The 12,872-nt window shown below is 64.8% G+C and carries 17 protein-coding genes and 1 pseudogene; 9 read left to right on the plus strand and 9 right to left on the minus strand.

Features of this window, described 5'->3' with window-relative positions; all coding sequences use genetic code 11:
- Positions 1–67 precede the first annotated feature (67 nt).
- The gene (locus tag LRP30_RS26580) at positions 68–361 is read right to left on the minus strand and encodes an HdeA family protein (RefSeq protein WP_164940179.1); all 294 of its coding nucleotides are present in this window, start codon (positions 359–361) and stop codon (positions 68–70) included.
- A gap of 177 nt (positions 362–538) precedes the next feature.
- Here LRP30_RS26580 and LRP30_RS26585 point away from each other — a divergent pair, with 177 nt between their 5' ends.
- Positions 539–781, plus strand: coding sequence for a PilZ domain-containing protein (locus LRP30_RS26585; RefSeq protein WP_128932869.1), 243 nt, complete (start codon positions 539–541; stop codon positions 779–781).
- Positions 782–825: 44 nt separating this feature from the next.
- Here the strand turns inward: LRP30_RS26585 and LRP30_RS26590 are convergent, their stop codons facing one another.
- Both LRP30_RS26590 and LRP30_RS26595 read right to left on the minus strand, forming a co-directional pair.
- Positions 826–2,862, minus strand: a complete 2,037-nt coding sequence (locus tag LRP30_RS26590; RefSeq protein ID WP_245473421.1) for a pyrroloquinoline quinone-dependent dehydrogenase — start codon at positions 2,860–2,862, stop codon at positions 826–828.
- 13 nt (positions 2,863–2,875) lie between these two features.
- Complete coding sequence (locus LRP30_RS26595) at positions 2,876–3,106, minus strand: hypothetical protein (protein ID WP_249756686.1); 231 nt, start codon at positions 3,104–3,106, stop codon at positions 2,876–2,878.
- Positions 3,107–3,259: 153 nt separating this feature from the next.
- On the opposite strand from LRP30_RS26595, the gene LRP30_RS26600 reads away from it, so the two are divergent.
- Both LRP30_RS26600 and LRP30_RS26605 read left to right on the plus strand, forming a co-directional pair.
- Positions 3,260–3,664, plus strand: a complete 405-nt coding sequence (locus tag LRP30_RS26600) for a hypothetical protein (RefSeq protein ID WP_128932867.1) — start codon at positions 3,260–3,262, stop codon at positions 3,662–3,664.
- 110 nt (positions 3,665–3,774) lie between these two features.
- A complete protein-coding gene (locus LRP30_RS26605) occupies positions 3,775–4,107 on the plus strand; it encodes a hypothetical protein (protein WP_128932866.1) in 333 nt (110 codons plus the stop codon).
- A 79-nt stretch (positions 4,108–4,186) separates the two neighbouring features.
- On the opposite strand, the gene LRP30_RS26610 is transcribed toward LRP30_RS26605, so the two are convergent.
- From LRP30_RS26610 to LRP30_RS26620, 3 genes are read right to left on the minus strand one after another with little or no spacing between them, the layout of a single operon-like run.
- Positions 4,187–4,543, minus strand: a complete 357-nt coding sequence (locus LRP30_RS26610) for a carboxymuconolactone decarboxylase family protein (protein ID WP_128956106.1) — start codon at positions 4,541–4,543, stop codon at positions 4,187–4,189.
- Between the two features lie 20 nt (positions 4,544–4,563).
- Entirely contained in the window at positions 4,564–5,031 is a 468-nt protein-coding gene (locus LRP30_RS26615; RefSeq protein WP_128932864.1) for a DUF6691 family protein, read from the minus strand.
- A 5-nt stretch (positions 5,032–5,036) separates the two neighbouring features.
- Positions 5,037–5,465, minus strand: coding sequence for a YeeE/YedE family protein (locus LRP30_RS26620; RefSeq protein WP_249756687.1), 429 nt, complete (start codon positions 5,463–5,465; stop codon positions 5,037–5,039).
- Between the two features lie 93 nt (positions 5,466–5,558).
- Here LRP30_RS26620 and LRP30_RS26625 point away from each other — a divergent pair, with 93 nt between their 5' ends.
- The 3 genes and pseudogenes from LRP30_RS26625 (at position 5,559) to LRP30_RS26635 (ending at position 8,705) form a co-directional block, all read left to right on the plus strand.
- Positions 5,559–5,879 (plus strand): metalloregulator ArsR/SmtB family transcription factor, encoded by a 321-nt coding sequence (locus tag LRP30_RS26625; RefSeq protein ID WP_128932862.1) that lies wholly within the window; start codon positions 5,559–5,561, stop codon positions 5,877–5,879.
- Between the two features lie 32 nt (positions 5,880–5,911).
- Positions 5,912–7,350 (plus strand): annotated as a pseudogene (ccoG, locus tag LRP30_RS26630) (cytochrome c oxidase accessory protein CcoG).
- 164 nt (positions 7,351–7,514) lie between these two features.
- On the plus strand, positions 7,515–8,705 hold the full coding sequence (locus tag LRP30_RS26635) for a GNAT family N-acetyltransferase (RefSeq protein WP_128956104.1): 1,191 nt from the start codon (positions 7,515–7,517) through the stop codon (positions 8,703–8,705).
- Here LRP30_RS26635 and LRP30_RS26640 read toward each other — a convergent pair.
- Entirely contained in the window at positions 8,683–9,348 is a 666-nt protein-coding gene (locus LRP30_RS26640; protein ID WP_128932859.1) for a DsbA family oxidoreductase, read from the minus strand. The genes LRP30_RS26635 and LRP30_RS26640 overlap by 23 nt on opposite strands.
- Positions 9,349–9,514: 166 nt before the next feature.
- Here LRP30_RS26640 and LRP30_RS26645 point away from each other — a divergent pair, with 166 nt between their 5' ends.
- Positions 9,515–10,315 carry a thioesterase family protein gene (locus tag LRP30_RS26645; protein WP_128932858.1) on the plus strand — a complete coding sequence of 267 codons (801 nt, stop codon included), beginning with the start codon at positions 9,515–9,517 and terminating at the stop codon, positions 10,313–10,315.
- Here the strand turns inward: LRP30_RS26645 and LRP30_RS26650 are convergent.
- Positions 10,303–11,127 (minus strand): helix-turn-helix transcriptional regulator, encoded by an 825-nt coding sequence (locus tag LRP30_RS26650; RefSeq protein ID WP_128932857.1) that lies wholly within the window; start codon positions 11,125–11,127, stop codon positions 10,303–10,305. The two genes, LRP30_RS26645 and LRP30_RS26650, sit on opposite strands and share 13 nt — an antisense overlap.
- A gap of 40 nt (positions 11,128–11,167) precedes the next feature.
- A complete protein-coding gene (locus LRP30_RS26655) occupies positions 11,168–11,989 on the minus strand; it encodes a helix-turn-helix transcriptional regulator (RefSeq protein WP_128932856.1) in 822 nt (273 codons plus the stop codon).
- A 101-nt stretch (positions 11,990–12,090) separates the two neighbouring features.
- On the opposite strand from LRP30_RS26655, the gene LRP30_RS26660 reads away from it, so the two are divergent.
- Positions 12,091–12,321: a hypothetical protein gene (locus LRP30_RS26660; protein ID WP_128932855.1), complete on the plus strand. Its 231-nt coding sequence runs from the start codon at positions 12,091–12,093 to the stop codon at positions 12,319–12,321.
- 31 nt (positions 12,322–12,352) lie between these two features.
- Positions 12,353–12,751 carry a hypothetical protein gene (locus tag LRP30_RS26665; RefSeq protein ID WP_128932854.1) on the plus strand — a complete coding sequence of 133 codons (399 nt, stop codon included), beginning with the start codon at positions 12,353–12,355 and terminating at the stop codon, positions 12,749–12,751.
- Positions 12,752–12,872 lie beyond the last annotated feature (121 nt).

A 12,872-nucleotide genomic window follows, 5' to 3' on the forward strand; every position in this document is an offset into this window, starting at 1 on the left:
CTCAATGGAGTCATGTCGAGACAGCAAACGCGATTACGATCGCGCTTCGGCCATCACGCACGCGAGGTTACTTGCCGAGCACCTCGTCGGCCGCGGTCACGATGCTGACGTTCGGATTTTTTCCGCAATAGGCGCCGAACTTCTTGGCGTTCTCGATGAACACGTCGGTGTCGATGATCGCGTTGTCCTTGTCGCCCTTGTACCAGCCGTCCATCCAGGTCAGTACGACTTGGATGTTGTCTTCGCCACTCTCGAGGAATTGCTTGCAGCTCATGGTCGAGAGGTCCCACTTGATGGCGTGGGCGGGCATGGACGACAGCGAGAGCGCTGCAGCGAACAGAATCGAAAGCATGGTCTTCATCAGTATCTTCATCGGCGCGAACGCCATAAAGGGCTTGTCAGGAAAGTCGGCGGAGAGATCGTCCGCGTCAACGTGGTAAACGAAGTCTGAAGCGCTGTGCAAGTAGCGCCAGTATTGAGTTGATTTCAAGGTAATTTCTATGCGCTATTTCACAATGGTCATTGTGGATGAACGCAGATGATTGAGAGGCGTGCAACGCAGCGTCACCGCGTTTTCAAGGGGGGCAGGATCACCTTTGAAAATAGCGGAATCGCATGCACGGTGAGAAACATATCGACCGGCGGCGCTGCCGTCGATCTCGACGCCCCCACAACGCTGCCGCAGAGCTTCAAGTTATCGATTTCGTGCGACAATTTCGTGCGGACTTGCCGCCCCGTGTGGCGCAGCGACAAACGCGTCGGCCTTGCTTTCGTGCAATAGCGCGCGCGATGTGAACGATCGTTCGCATCGCATCCACAACACGATCATGATCGCGCGATACGACGGCGGCGACGCCAGCGCAGGCTTGCAATCGCAAACGCGACGACCGCGAGCGCGATCACTGAGGACGCCGCAAGAAATCGTCCGCCGGGACGATCGATGGTGCGCGACCATAGCGATGGTGCCTCGCCGGGCCGCGCCAGGCGAAACGCAACGACGCTGTCGCCGATCGAAGTGCCTGCCTCGGAGTGGCCGCCGGCGCCGATCGCGACATATTGCTCGCCCTGCCAGAGATAGGTCATGGGATTGGCGACACCCGGGACCGGCAACCGGCCCTGCCACAGCTCCCTGCCGCTCCGCGCATCGAAGGCGCGCAAATAGGCGTCCATCGCTCCGGTGAAGACGAGCCCGCCTGCGGTGACCGCGAGCCCGTTGACGAGCGGCGCGCCCCACGGCAGCGGCACGCCGAGCGGTGCAAGATCCTCGGTGGTGCCGACCGTCGAACGCCAGAGGACTTTTCCGGCCTTCAGATCGACCGCGACCATCTCGCCCCAGGGCGGCTTGTTGCAGAGCAAACCGAGCGGCGACATCACCACCGCGCGCGTCATCGCGAACGGCGTGCCACGCTGCTGGCCGAAATCATGACCGGGCGGCGGATTGAACCCGACAGCTTCCGCGCGCGGGATCAGCTTGACGCGATGCACGGCGCGGCTGGTGTTGGCGTAGAGGATCTGGCTGACCGGATCGAAGGCCGCACTGCCCCAGTTCACCCCGCCACCGGTGAATGGAAACAACAGCGTGCCCTGCCTCGAAGGCGGCGTGAACAGGCCCTCATTGTGCGCCTCCGCGAATTGCCGCTCGCAGGACGAGCGACGCAGCGCAGGCAATAGCGCGAGCGCATCATCGGTCGAGATCGTCTGCGACGTCAGCGCGGGCACGTGCGTCGGGAACGGCTGGGTCGGCGACAATCTTTCCCCTTCCGCGCCGTCCTGCGGCACGGCGCGCTCCTCAACGGGCCAGACCGGCTTGCCGGTGTCGCGATCGAGCACGAAGACAAAACCCTGCTTGGTCGGCTGGATCACGACGTCGCGCTGGCCCTCGCCCGTGTCGAGGCGCGCCAGCGTCGGTTGCGCCGCCAGATCGTAGTCCCAGACATCGTGATGCACGATCTGAAAGGCCCATACGAGTTCGCCGGTCTCGATGTGCAGCGCGACCACCGAATTGGCGTGCTCGTTGTTGCCCGGCCGCTTGCCGCCCCAGAAATCCGGCGAGGGCGACGACGTCGGCAGGAATACGAGTCCGCGCGCGTCATCGACCGACATCGGCGCCCAGACATTGGCGTGACCGGCTTCGATGCCTTCGCGCTCGAGCGGCTCGAAGGTCCAGCGTGGCTGGCCGCTGCGCGCATCGAACGCTCGCACCACGCCGCTCGGCGCGTCGACACGGCGGTTGTCGCCGATCGCAGATCCGACTACGACGACACCGCGGCCGACCGCCGGCGGCGAGGTGATCTGGAATTCGCCCGGCCATTCCAGGGCCATTCCGATATCGAGCTTGATCTCCCCGCCATTGCCAAAACCGGTACAGGGAACGCCTGTCTTCGCATCGAGCGCGATCAGGCGGACGTCGTTCGTGCCCATGAAGATGCGCGCGCGGCAGGCGGCATCCGGCGGTGCCGTATCGTCGACCCAATAGGTGACGCCGCGGCAGACATAGCGATTGGCGGGGCGCTGGTTGATCGCGATCTTCGGATCATAGCGCCATTTCTGCGCGCCCGTGCCGGGATCGAGCGCGATGACCTCGTTGAAGGGCGTGCAGAAGATCAGGCTGCCTTCGACGAACAGCGGCGTCGCCTGGAATTTGGTTCGCCGCATCAGCTCGGGCGAGCGTGCCGTGAGATCGCCGGTGTGATATTCGAAGGCGCGGACGAGCTGGCCGACATTGCCCGGCGAGATCTCCCGCAATGGCGAGAAGCGCGAACCGCCGGGATCGCCGCCCCAGCTCTCCCAGGCGAAAGACGGCGGCGCGGCAAACGACAGGAGCGTAACGAATGCGGCAGCAACGCGCAGGTGGATCCGCAACGCCCGCCTCGTTCTATTTCGACTTCTTGGCAGGTTCGCTGGGGCGGGCCCCACCCCACGGATCGTATTTTTCCTTGGGCTCGGGAATGCGCTCGAGCGCGACCTTGTAGGCCTTTTCGTCGACCTTGGGCTTGTTGTCCGCCTTGGCGTCGTTGCCATGGCGCTTGCTGCCGGGGCTCATCTGCGCCTGAGCCACGCTTCCCGCCAGCGCCAGCACCGCGGCCGCTATCACCAGAATCCTCATGAATGCAATCCCCCTCGCCTGGGGTACAAGCTAGCCTGCAATCGCGTAATAGCAAATGCCGCGGGTTCCAAGACTTAGCAAATCTTGATCGGGCGGGACTTCGCCTGATCGCATTCGTGCCTATGTGTTGGCGCGCAGGGGGGACCTTCAGGTATGTTGCGGATCATTGCTCATGCGGCGCTGCTCGCCGGCGCGCTCGCACTCGGTGCCTGCGGCTTTGCCGACAGCCGCGCGCCGGTGCCCGAGTTCATGCGCATGAAGGAAGCCGAGCAACCGCCACCCGAGCCGGCCCCCGACGTCAAGCGCGTGGTGCGCGAGCAGATCGACGTGGTCTTCCTGAACACGTCCTATCCGCGTGAGGTGCACGTCGCCCCGCCCCATCGCGAGGTCCGAGGACCGGGCTGGACGGCCTGCGTCCGCGCGCAGCTCACCTCCGCGACCGGTACGTCGCTGGGCGCCCAGACCTACATCGTGACCATCACCGGTGGAAGGGTCGTCGACCGCCGGCGTGCGGAAGCCGACGACATCTGTGGGACCGAGACTTACCAGCCGATTTAGGAACAAATCGCTCTAACGAAGCTGCGGTTCCGGGGAAAAACCAGCATCGCCGACGGGAACGAACACGGCCTCCCTTTCTTGTTACCGCCGAGGGCAGTTTCGAGGAGGACATGATGAGGACGTTGACTGTTGCGCTGTTGGCGGGCGTTGGTGCTTTGGCAGCCGCATCGAGTGCGAAGGCTTCCGACATCTACACGAGCAGCGAGTACACCAATCCGGATCTCGTCCAGCAGGTACGACTTGTCTGCGACGACGCCGGCCGCTGCTATCGCACGCGCAGCGGTTCGCGTGTGATCGTGCGAGATTCCTATGACTACATGCCGCGCGAACGCTATTATGAACGTCGGACCTACCATCGCGATTGGGATGACGGCCCGCGCGCCGGCGTCGGCATTCGCGCACCTGGCGTCAGCGTTGGCGTCGGTGTCGACGACCGCTGGTAATCGATAAAGTCTTGATGGCCGGGACCGGACGAGACAAGTCGCCCGGTCCCGTTCGCATGATCGTATCGAATGACCGCAACTAGGCGACAACCGATTGCTGCTGAAACTGCTCGTAGGCCGCGATCGCGTCCGCAGCGTACATCAGCGACGGACCGCCGCCCATATAGACCGCCATGCCGAGCGTCTCCTCGATCTCCTGGCGCGTCGCGCCGAGCTTGACGAGCGCTTCGGCGTGAAAGCCGATGCAGCCGTCGCAATGCGCAGCGACGCCAAGCGCCAGCGCGATCAGCTCCTTCGTCTTCTTGTCGAGCGCGCCGTCGTGCGTGGCCGCCTGAGCGAGTGCGGCAAATCCCTTCATGGTCTCGGGAATGTCGCTCCGGAGCTTGCGCATGTTGGCCGAGATTTGCCGGGTGATCTCGGGATAATTCTTGTCCATGATTTACACTCCGGGTTACTTCAGGTTTCGAGCGGATCGGCAGGCGTGACGAAGCGCGTCAGCGACGGCAAGCGGGCGATGAAGCGCGCCAGCACCATGCCGGCACTCATCGCCGCGACAAAGATCACGGCGGACACCGATCCAAAACCGAGCGCGGTCAGCGCCGGTCCCGGACAGAAGCCTGCCAGTCCCCAGCCGATGCCGAAGATCGCGGGACCTGCGATGATCCTGGGATCGATGTCCCTTCGCGTGGGAAGATAAAACCGTTCAGCGAAGAACGGACGCGCACGCCTCAGGACGCGGTTGAAGCCGATGAAGGTCACCGCGATCGCACCGGCCATCACGAAGGCAAGGCTCGCATCCCACGTTCCCGCCGAAATGCCGCCGATGTCGAGGAAGTTCAGAACCTTGGCCGGGTTCGACATGCCGGACACGATGAGGCCGAGACCGAAGATCAGGCCGACGACGAATTGAACCAGGATAGCCATCGGCGTCAGGTCCAGTGCCGCATCACGAAGACTGTCGCAACGCCGGTCGCCATGAAGGTGATGGTCGCAACCAGTGAGCGCGCCGAGAGCCGCGACAGGCCGCAGACGCCATGGCCGGAGGTGCAGCCACTGCCCCACACTGAACCGAAACCGGTAAGCAACCCGCCGACGATCAAAACGGCCGGCCCGGCCGCGATCGTCTGCGCCGGAAGACTTCCGGTGACAAACAGGACCAGCATGGGTGCGGCGACGAGACCGGCGACTAAGGCGAGCCGGCCAGCGAACTCGCCGTCCTCGTAAGGCGGAAACAGCCGTGCCGCGATGCCGCTCACGCCGGCGATGCGTCCGTTCGCCCACATCAGCAGAACGGCGGACAACCCGATCAGTGCACCGCCGACGAGGGAGGCGATCGGCGTAAATGATGTAGAAACCATCAGAACCCTCCGCAGCGAGAGCACCTTCAGGAACCCTCGCACAAACGATTTAGTTATTTCTTATTTTCGAATATACTAATATATATAGCATCCATGAAGCGCAAGCCCCGGAATCAAGAATTGCTCGCTCTGGAGGAGAAGGCCGAGGAGGCCTCCCGCCTCCTCGCCGCCATGGGTAACCCAAAACGGCTCCTGGTTCTCTGCAACATGCTGGATGGCGAAAAGTCCGTCGGCGAGCTCGCCGACATCGCGGGCCTGTCGTCGGCGGCACTATCCCAGCATCTCGGAAAGATGCGTGCATTGAGCCTGGTCAAACCCAGACGGGAGGGTCAGACGATATACTACAGCATCGCGAGCCAGGAGGTCCGCTCGGTGCTGGAGACTCTGTACCGCCTCTTCTGCGCACCGGAATAGATCTTCGCTGGCAATAACGCCGGGAGCGCGGCATGACCGACGATACTTTCATCGAGGGACCTCTCTACGAGAAGCGCAAGAAGGTCTATCCGCAGTCGGTTCGCGGGCCCTTCCGCCGCATTAAATGGGCGATCCTCTGCGTCACGCTCGGCACCTATTATCTGCTGCCGTTCGTACGCTGGAATCGCGGCCCCGGCCTGCCGGATCAGGCCGTGCTGATCGACTTCCCGCATCGCCGATTCTATTTTTTCTTCATCGAGCTGTGGCCGCAGGAAGTCTACTATTTCACCGGTCTGCTGATCATCGCGGCGATGACGCTGTTCCTGATGAACGCGGTCGCAGGCCGGCTGTGGTGCGGCTACATGTGTCCGCAGACGGTGTGGACCGACTTGTTCTACGCAGTGGAGCGCTGGATCGAGGGCGACCGGCGCGAGCGCATGCAGGGCGACAAGCGCGGCTGGACATTCGATCACATCCGAAAAGTTGCCCTGAAGCACTTCCTCTGGATCATGATCGCCTGGTGGACCGGCGGCGCCTGGGTGCTCTATTTCGCCGATGCGCCGACGCTGGTGAAGGAGCTCGCGACGTTCCAGGCGCCATTCATCGCCTATCTCTGGATCGGCATCCTGACTGCCACAACCTATGTCTTCGCAGGCCATGCTCGCGAGCAGATGTGCATCTACATGTGCCCGTGGCCCCGCATCCAGGCGGCGCTAACCGACGAATGGGCGCTGAACGTCACCTATCGCCGAGACCGCGGCGAGCCGCGCATGTCGGTGAAGAAGGCGGAAGTCGCCCGCGCCCATGGCGACGTCGCCGGCGACTGTGTCGACTGCCACCAGTGCATCAATGTCTGCCCGACAGGCGTGGATATCCGCCACGGAATCCAGCTCGGCTGCATCCAGTGCGGCCTGTCATCGATGCCTGCGACAACATCATGCGCGAGATCGGTCGGCCCGCCGGCCTGATCGGCTACGACACCGACATCAACATGCAGCGCCGGCGCGACGGCAAGCCGCCGATCTATCGCATCATCCGCCCGCGCACGCTGATCTACGCGGCAGCAATCGCAATCGTCGGCAGCATCATGCTCTACGCACTCGCGACCCGCGCGACCATGGACGTCAACGTGCTGCACGAGCGCAATCCCCTCTTCGTCCAGCTCTCGGATGGCGGGGTGCGCAACGACTATATCGTGCGCATCCTCAACAAGGGCGCAGAACGATCGTTTGTGCTCGAGATCTCCGGACTGCCCGGCGCGACCAGTCGCGTCGCCGGCATCGAGGCCGGGCCGGACGGCAAGCCGGTCGTCGCGGTCGGCCAGGATCAAACCCGGGAGGTGCGCTTATCCGTGCAGGTCGGCCCGGCACATTTGCCACAGACGTCCCGCGACATCGACATCACGATCTCGGACACCGCCGGGGGCGGACGGGCAAGCGCCCGCGACCATTTCGTCCCGGGTGACCAGTAGCAAGCCTCCGGCAACGCACCCGACGGCTCGCCACCGCTCAGATGCTCAACGAGACGTTAACGCTACCGCTCGAATTGAGGCAGCGTCCCAACGGTATTTTCCAATCTTTGCGCTAAGCATCGCCGTAACGCGGCCTTGGACCGCGTGAACGGGGACGACTGGACGTGGTCGACATCGCGCAGGAGACAGCGATCAATCCGGCATCGACATGGGATGCCGCACGCGCGCGCGTTCCGCTCACCTCCATCGACCCCGGTCAATGGCGTGCGCTCGCGCAACGCACGATCGAACCGAACGGCTATTACCTGCCGGGCTGGGAGCTTGCCGTCAGCGCGACCGCGCGCGGCCGCACCGAGGCCTCAGCGCTTGCCGCACTCGACGCATCTTCGACGCGACTGATCGGGCTGATGCCGGTGATCTCGCTCTGGCGCGCCTGGAAAATTCCCCTGCCCGCGCTGGTGAGCGCGCATCCCTATGGCACGCTGTGCAGCCCGCTGATCGACCGTGACGCCCCAATCGAGGCCGCCACGCGTCTGTTGCAGCAGGCGCGCGAGGCCGGAGCCCATGCGCTCGTGCTGAATGACGTCGCGCTCGACGGCGCTGCGATGACCGCTCTCAATCAGGTTCTGAATCGTGATGGCCTGAAGCCGCGCCTGCTCAGCTCCTACATCCGCGCCAGCCTCGATGCGACGCATGACGGCGAGACGCTCTTGCGCGAGGCACTCGGTGCCAGGAAGCTCAAGGAGCTGCGGCGCCAGCGCCATCGGCTCGAAGAAACCGGCCCCGTCGCGTTCGAGGTCGCGCGAGGGCGCAACGAGATCGGACCGGCGCTCGAAACGTTCCTGCAACTCGAGGCCAGCGGCTGGAAGGGCGAGCGCGGCACCGCGCTGATCCAGCATGCGGGCGATGCGAGCTTCATCCGCCGCGCCGTCGCGACGCTGGCGGAAACCGCGCAATGCGAGATCATCACGCTACGCGCTGGAACGATACCGGTCGCCGCCGGCATTGTGCTGCGCCATCAGGACCGCGCCTTCTTCTTCAAGCTCGGCATCGACGAGCGCTTTGCGAAATATTCGCCCGGCGTGCAGCTCACGCTCGACCTCACCCGCCATCTCTGCGCCGATCCCGCCATCGCCAGCGCGGATTCCATGGCGTGCGCCGATCACCCCATGATCAATCCGATCTGGCGAGGACGCTTCGCAATCGGTGACGTGCTGATCCCGCTGCGGCGGAATGATCCGGCCGTCGCGCTCATTCATGCTGCGCTGACCGGGCTCAACGTCGCGCATCAGGCCGCGCGACGCGTGGTCCATCGGCTCCGCAAAGGGAAAGCTACTCCGCCGCCTGCGCGTTGATCTCCGCCGAGACCTGGCGGATCGCGCGGGCGAGCAAGTTGGGATCCTGCGCGCCGGAGACGGCGTATTTCTGTGCGAACACATAGGTCGGCACGCCGGAGATGCCTTTCTCGGCGGCCTCCTGCGCGTCCGCCGAAACGCGCGCGACGTCCTCGTCGGTGGCAAGGCGCTTGCGCACATCGTCGGCGTCGAGACCGATGTCAGCGGCTGCCTGCGCCAGCACGTTCACGTCGGTGAGATCGCCGCCGTCGCGGAAATAGAGCTCCATCAGGCGCTGCTTCATCTCGGGCGCCTTGCCGATTGCCTCGGCCCAGAGGATCAGGCGATGGCAGTCGGTCGTGTTGGGCTGACGCGCCACCATCTCGGGCCGGTAGACGAGGCCCTCCTCGCTCGCAGCTGCGACGACCCGCCCGGCAATGCCCTTGTAGGCCTCGACCGAGCCGAATTTCTTAGTGAGATAATCCTCACGGCTGATGCCCTCGCGCGGCACCCAGGGATTGAGGAAGAACGGGCGAAAATTGAGCTTGACCGGAACATCGGGCACGAGCGCCAACGCGCTCTCGATCCGGTGCTTGCCGATATAGCACCAAGGGCACACCACGTCGGAGACGACGTCGATCTGGAGCGGTTTCAGCGTGCTCATGGGCGCCTCCTTCGGGCATTCTACGGGTCCGTCGGAAGATAAGCCGAGCCCGGGGCCGCGCAAGGCGCCCGTCCCGCATAGCTCACGACTTCACCTCTGCGGTTATTGTGAAAGGTGCGCCCCGCCCCGATACTCGCGGCCAGGATCGGACCAGCGGGAGACTGCAATGACAGCCATTTTCAGGCCGGAAGGTCATCATTTCCGGGCCACCGAGCATGCCGGCGGTCCGTGGTCGCCGGACATGTTGCAGGGTAGCGCCACCACCGCCCTCATGGCCCGTGAAGTCGAGCGGTTCGCGACCGAATCAGGCTTTGCGGTACGGCGCCTGACCTTCGACCTCTGGCGACCGGCGGGCCTGCGCGCCTTCAGGACGATCGCCGAATTGCTGCGCGACGGCCGCAAGGCCAAGACCGCGCAGGTGCGGCTAATGGACGGCGAGACCGAGATCGGCCGCTGCACGGCGCTGCTGACAGCGCAGAGTGGAGAATCGCCGGCCGATCCTTTCGCCGGGCCCGCAACGCTCGACAAGGCACCCGAGGCAGGCAGTCCGCCGCCGGCCTTCGCGCAGAAATGGAGCCGCTATTTCCAGAACGTGTCGGTGCGGCTGATCGAGGGTGCGCTGGAAAAGCCGGGTCCCGCGGCCGCCTGGATGCGGCTCGACGCGGCGTTGGTCGAAGGCGAGCCCAACACTCCGATGCTCCAGGCCGTGCAGGCCGCGGATTTTTCCAGCGGCGTCGCGCAGATCGTCGACATGCACGACTGGACCTTCATCAATCCCGAGATCAGCCTCTATTTCTTTCGGCCGCCCGAGGGCGAATGGATCCTGATCCGTGCCGCCACGCGCGTCGGCGCCAATGGCGCGGGCCTCACCACGGCGACGTTGAGCGACCGCAACGGTCCGTTCGCCGAGGTGATGCAGGCCATGAGCTTCGAGCGGCGTGACGCCGTGCAAGCTCAGGCGTCCTGAGATGCAAGCGTGACCAGGGTGGCCTCGGACGCGGCATCCGCCGGCATGAACATCTCGACGCGGAGCTCCTGAAGCGTCACGTCCTGTGGCGTGCCGAGCGTCAGAACCGCACCGATCAGGCCGATTGCGACTTCGCCCCTGCGCAGGCGCACCTCGCAGAGCGGCCCCGGCACGGCGTAGTCCTCGAACTGAGGCGCAGGAAGCTCCGGCAAGCGCATCAACTCGCGCCAGGTCGATTGCACGGCCTCATCGAGCGGCGCGGCCATGGCTTCATGACGCGCGCGCGACAACAGTGCCGCCGCCACGCCCGGCCAGTTCTCGACGAACGGCCTGAGCTCGTTTGGCGCAAGGAACATGCGCATATGGTTGAGCGGCCGCTGCATGCGCTCGGGCCCGAGCAGCATGGTCATCAGGCGTGAGGCGGCGCGATTGGCCTGCTTCACGTTCCAGCGCCGATCGGTCACGATCGCGGGGAACGGCTCGTGCCGCCGCAGCAGGAGATCGATGGCACGTCGCGCATCAGCAAGCTCCGGCGCCGCAAGATCTCGCTCGCCATATTGCCGCGCGAAACCGCCGGCCTCGAGCAGCGCGTTGCGGTCACGCAGCGACAAATCGAGGGCGGAGGCGAGTTGCAGCAGGATGTCCCGGCTGGCAGCCGCCTTGCCGGTCTCGACATAGCTCAGATGCTTGACCGAAATGCCGGCCTCGAACGCCAGCTCCGCCTGGCTCAACGCACGGCGTGTGCGCCAGGCGCGCAGGAGATCCCCGACCGGATTGGCCGGCCGCAAGGGTCGGGAGGAACGTGTGTCCATCTGCGGATTATGCGAGCGCAGCTGCGCCCTGTAAACGCCGCTAGGAAAGGCTAGCCGCCATCTGCTTCAGCCGTTCGGCGGTGCGCTCGTCCGCCGGGAAGAAGGTCTCCAGCGCCAGCTCCGACAATGTGATGTCGACGGGCGTGCCGAACACCATGGTGGTGGAGAAGAAGCTCAGGATCTCGCCCTGGTGGCGCAGCTTGAAGGGAATTGCGACATTGTCGCTCGACAGCGGCGCCGCGCGCGCCGGGATGGGGTAGCTCTTCAGATCATTGTAGAGCTTGATCAACTCAGGGTCGGCCGTCGCCTCGCATTGCCGGTGCAGCCGCTCGAGCAGATGCCCGCACCATTCCGCGAGATTGACCGTGCGCGGCGCCAGCGCCTCCGGATGGAACGCGAGCCGCAGCACGTTGAAGGGCTGGCCGAGCAGGCGCTGCGGGATGCCGTCGAGCAGCGGCGCCACCATGCGATTGGCCGACACCAGGTTCCAATGCCGGTCCACCGCCACGGCCGGATTGGGCTCATGCGCCTTGAGAACGAGGTCGATCGCCTGGCGCGCTGATTTCAAGGCAGGATCCTCCAGGGTGCGCTGCGGGAAGGCCGGCGCATAGCCGGCCGCGACCAGCAGCACGTTGCGTTCACGCAAGGGCACGTCGAGACGCTCGGCGAGCCTGAGCACCATGTCGCGCGAGGGCGCTGCGCGGCCGGTCTCGACGAAGCTCAAGTGCCGCGCCGAGACCTCGGCCTCGCCGGCGAGATCGAGCTGGCTCATGCGACGGCGCTGCCGCCATTCGCGCAAATGGTCGCCGATATGGACCGGCTGGCTGTGTTCGGCGCGTGCCGTGGATGCATGTGCGTTCATGATCGAAAACCTAGCACGCCGATTTCGGCCCTTCCATTACCCGCGAGGTAATCGAATTGGCGCGCGGACGTGCGCATCCTCGGTCGAAACAGGAGATGACCATGATCGCGCTGCTGCTCTACCGGACCATCGCAGAACACGTCTTGCCCTGGGCCATGGCCTTCGCAACCCGGATGCTGGCGCGCAGCCTCAACATGCCGGAGCCGCTGGTGCATTCGACCGGCGACTATGTCGTCGCGCAGGTCATCGCTTTCGAGCACGGCGTCGGCAGGAGCCTGTGCCCGTTCCGCCTCGCCCGCATTGTCCGCGCTTGGTGGCGCGGATTGCGGTGATTTCCCCCGACCTCAACCAAGGAGAACCACGATGATCGAAGCATCCACTTTCCTGCGCCGTGCACTGCTCGCCGATGCCCTCTTCAGCAGCGTCGCCGCGCTCGGTTTCACCTTCGGCGCAGGCGCGTTCGCCTCGCTGTTCAACCTGCCGGAAGCGCTGCTGCGTGAGACCGGCCTGTTCCTGATCGCCTACAGCGCGCTGGTCGGCTGGCTCGCCGCGCGTGCATCCGTATCCAAGGCGCTGGTGCTGCTGGTCGTGATCGGTAACGCGGCCTGGACAGCCGGCAGCATCGCGCTGCTGCTTTCGAGCGCGGTGTCGCCGAATCTCGCGGGCGAGCTTATGGTCGTGGCGCAGGCGATTGCGACCGGCGTGTTCGCCGAGCTGCAATATGTGGGGCTGCGAAGGAGCGCGAGTGCGGTGGCGGCGTGAGGCCACATACATGCTGTCGTCGCCCGGCTTGACCGGGCGCCCAGTATTCCAGAGACAGTAAATGGATACGGAGACGCCGCGGCGTGTACTGGATGCCCCGGTCCCGGCTCCGCCAAGGCTA

Source organism: Bradyrhizobium sp. C-145 (genome assembly GCF_023375135.1).
In the GTDB taxonomy this organism is placed as follows: Bacteria; Pseudomonadota; Alphaproteobacteria; order Rhizobiales; family Xanthobacteraceae; genus Bradyrhizobium; species Bradyrhizobium zhanjiangense.

Excerpts from the sequence above, each read along its gene's own strand:
- LRP30_RS26610 (WP_128956106.1), bottom strand. The coding sequence starts at position 4,543 with ATGGACAAGAATTATCCCGAGATCACCCGGCAAATCTCGGCCAACATG.
- LRP30_RS26655 (WP_128932856.1), bottom strand. The coding sequence starts at position 11,989 with ATGAACGCACATGCATCCACGGCACGCGCCGAACACAGCCAGCCGGTC.
- LRP30_RS26650 (WP_128932857.1), bottom strand. The coding sequence starts at position 11,127 with ATGGACACACGTTCCTCCCGACCCTTGCGGCCGGCCAATCCGGTCGGG.
- LRP30_RS26595 (WP_249756686.1), bottom strand. The coding sequence starts at position 3,106 with ATGAGGATTCTGGTGATAGCGGCCGCGGTGCTGGCGCTGGCGGGAAGC.
- LRP30_RS26645 (WP_128932858.1), top strand. The coding sequence starts at position 9,515 with ATGACAGCCATTTTCAGGCCGGAAGGTCATCATTTCCGGGCCACCGAG.
- LRP30_RS26625 (WP_128932862.1), top strand. The coding sequence starts at position 5,559 with ATGAAGCGCAAGCCCCGGAATCAAGAATTGCTCGCTCTGGAGGAGAAG.
- LRP30_RS26665 (WP_128932854.1), top strand. The coding sequence starts at position 12,353 with ATGATCGAAGCATCCACTTTCCTGCGCCGTGCACTGCTCGCCGATGCC.
- LRP30_RS26585 (WP_128932869.1), top strand. The coding sequence starts at position 539 with ATGATTGAGAGGCGTGCAACGCAGCGTCACCGCGTTTTCAAGGGGGGC.
- LRP30_RS26580 (WP_164940179.1), bottom strand. The coding sequence starts at position 361 with ATGAAGACCATGCTTTCGATTCTGTTCGCTGCAGCGCTCTCGCTGTCG.
- LRP30_RS26600 (WP_128932867.1), top strand. The coding sequence starts at position 3,260 with ATGTTGCGGATCATTGCTCATGCGGCGCTGCTCGCCGGCGCGCTCGCA.
- LRP30_RS26620 (WP_249756687.1), bottom strand. The coding sequence starts at position 5,465 with ATGGTTTCTACATCATTTACGCCGATCGCCTCCCTCGTCGGCGGTGCA.
- LRP30_RS26615 (WP_128932864.1), bottom strand. The coding sequence starts at position 5,031 with ATGGCTATCCTGGTTCAATTCGTCGTCGGCCTGATCTTCGGTCTCGGC.
- LRP30_RS26640 (WP_128932859.1), bottom strand. The coding sequence starts at position 9,348 with ATGAGCACGCTGAAACCGCTCCAGATCGACGTCGTCTCCGACGTGGTG.
- LRP30_RS26660 (WP_128932855.1), top strand. The coding sequence starts at position 12,091 with ATGATCGCGCTGCTGCTCTACCGGACCATCGCAGAACACGTCTTGCCC.
- LRP30_RS26605 (WP_128932866.1), top strand. The coding sequence starts at position 3,775 with ATGATGAGGACGTTGACTGTTGCGCTGTTGGCGGGCGTTGGTGCTTTG.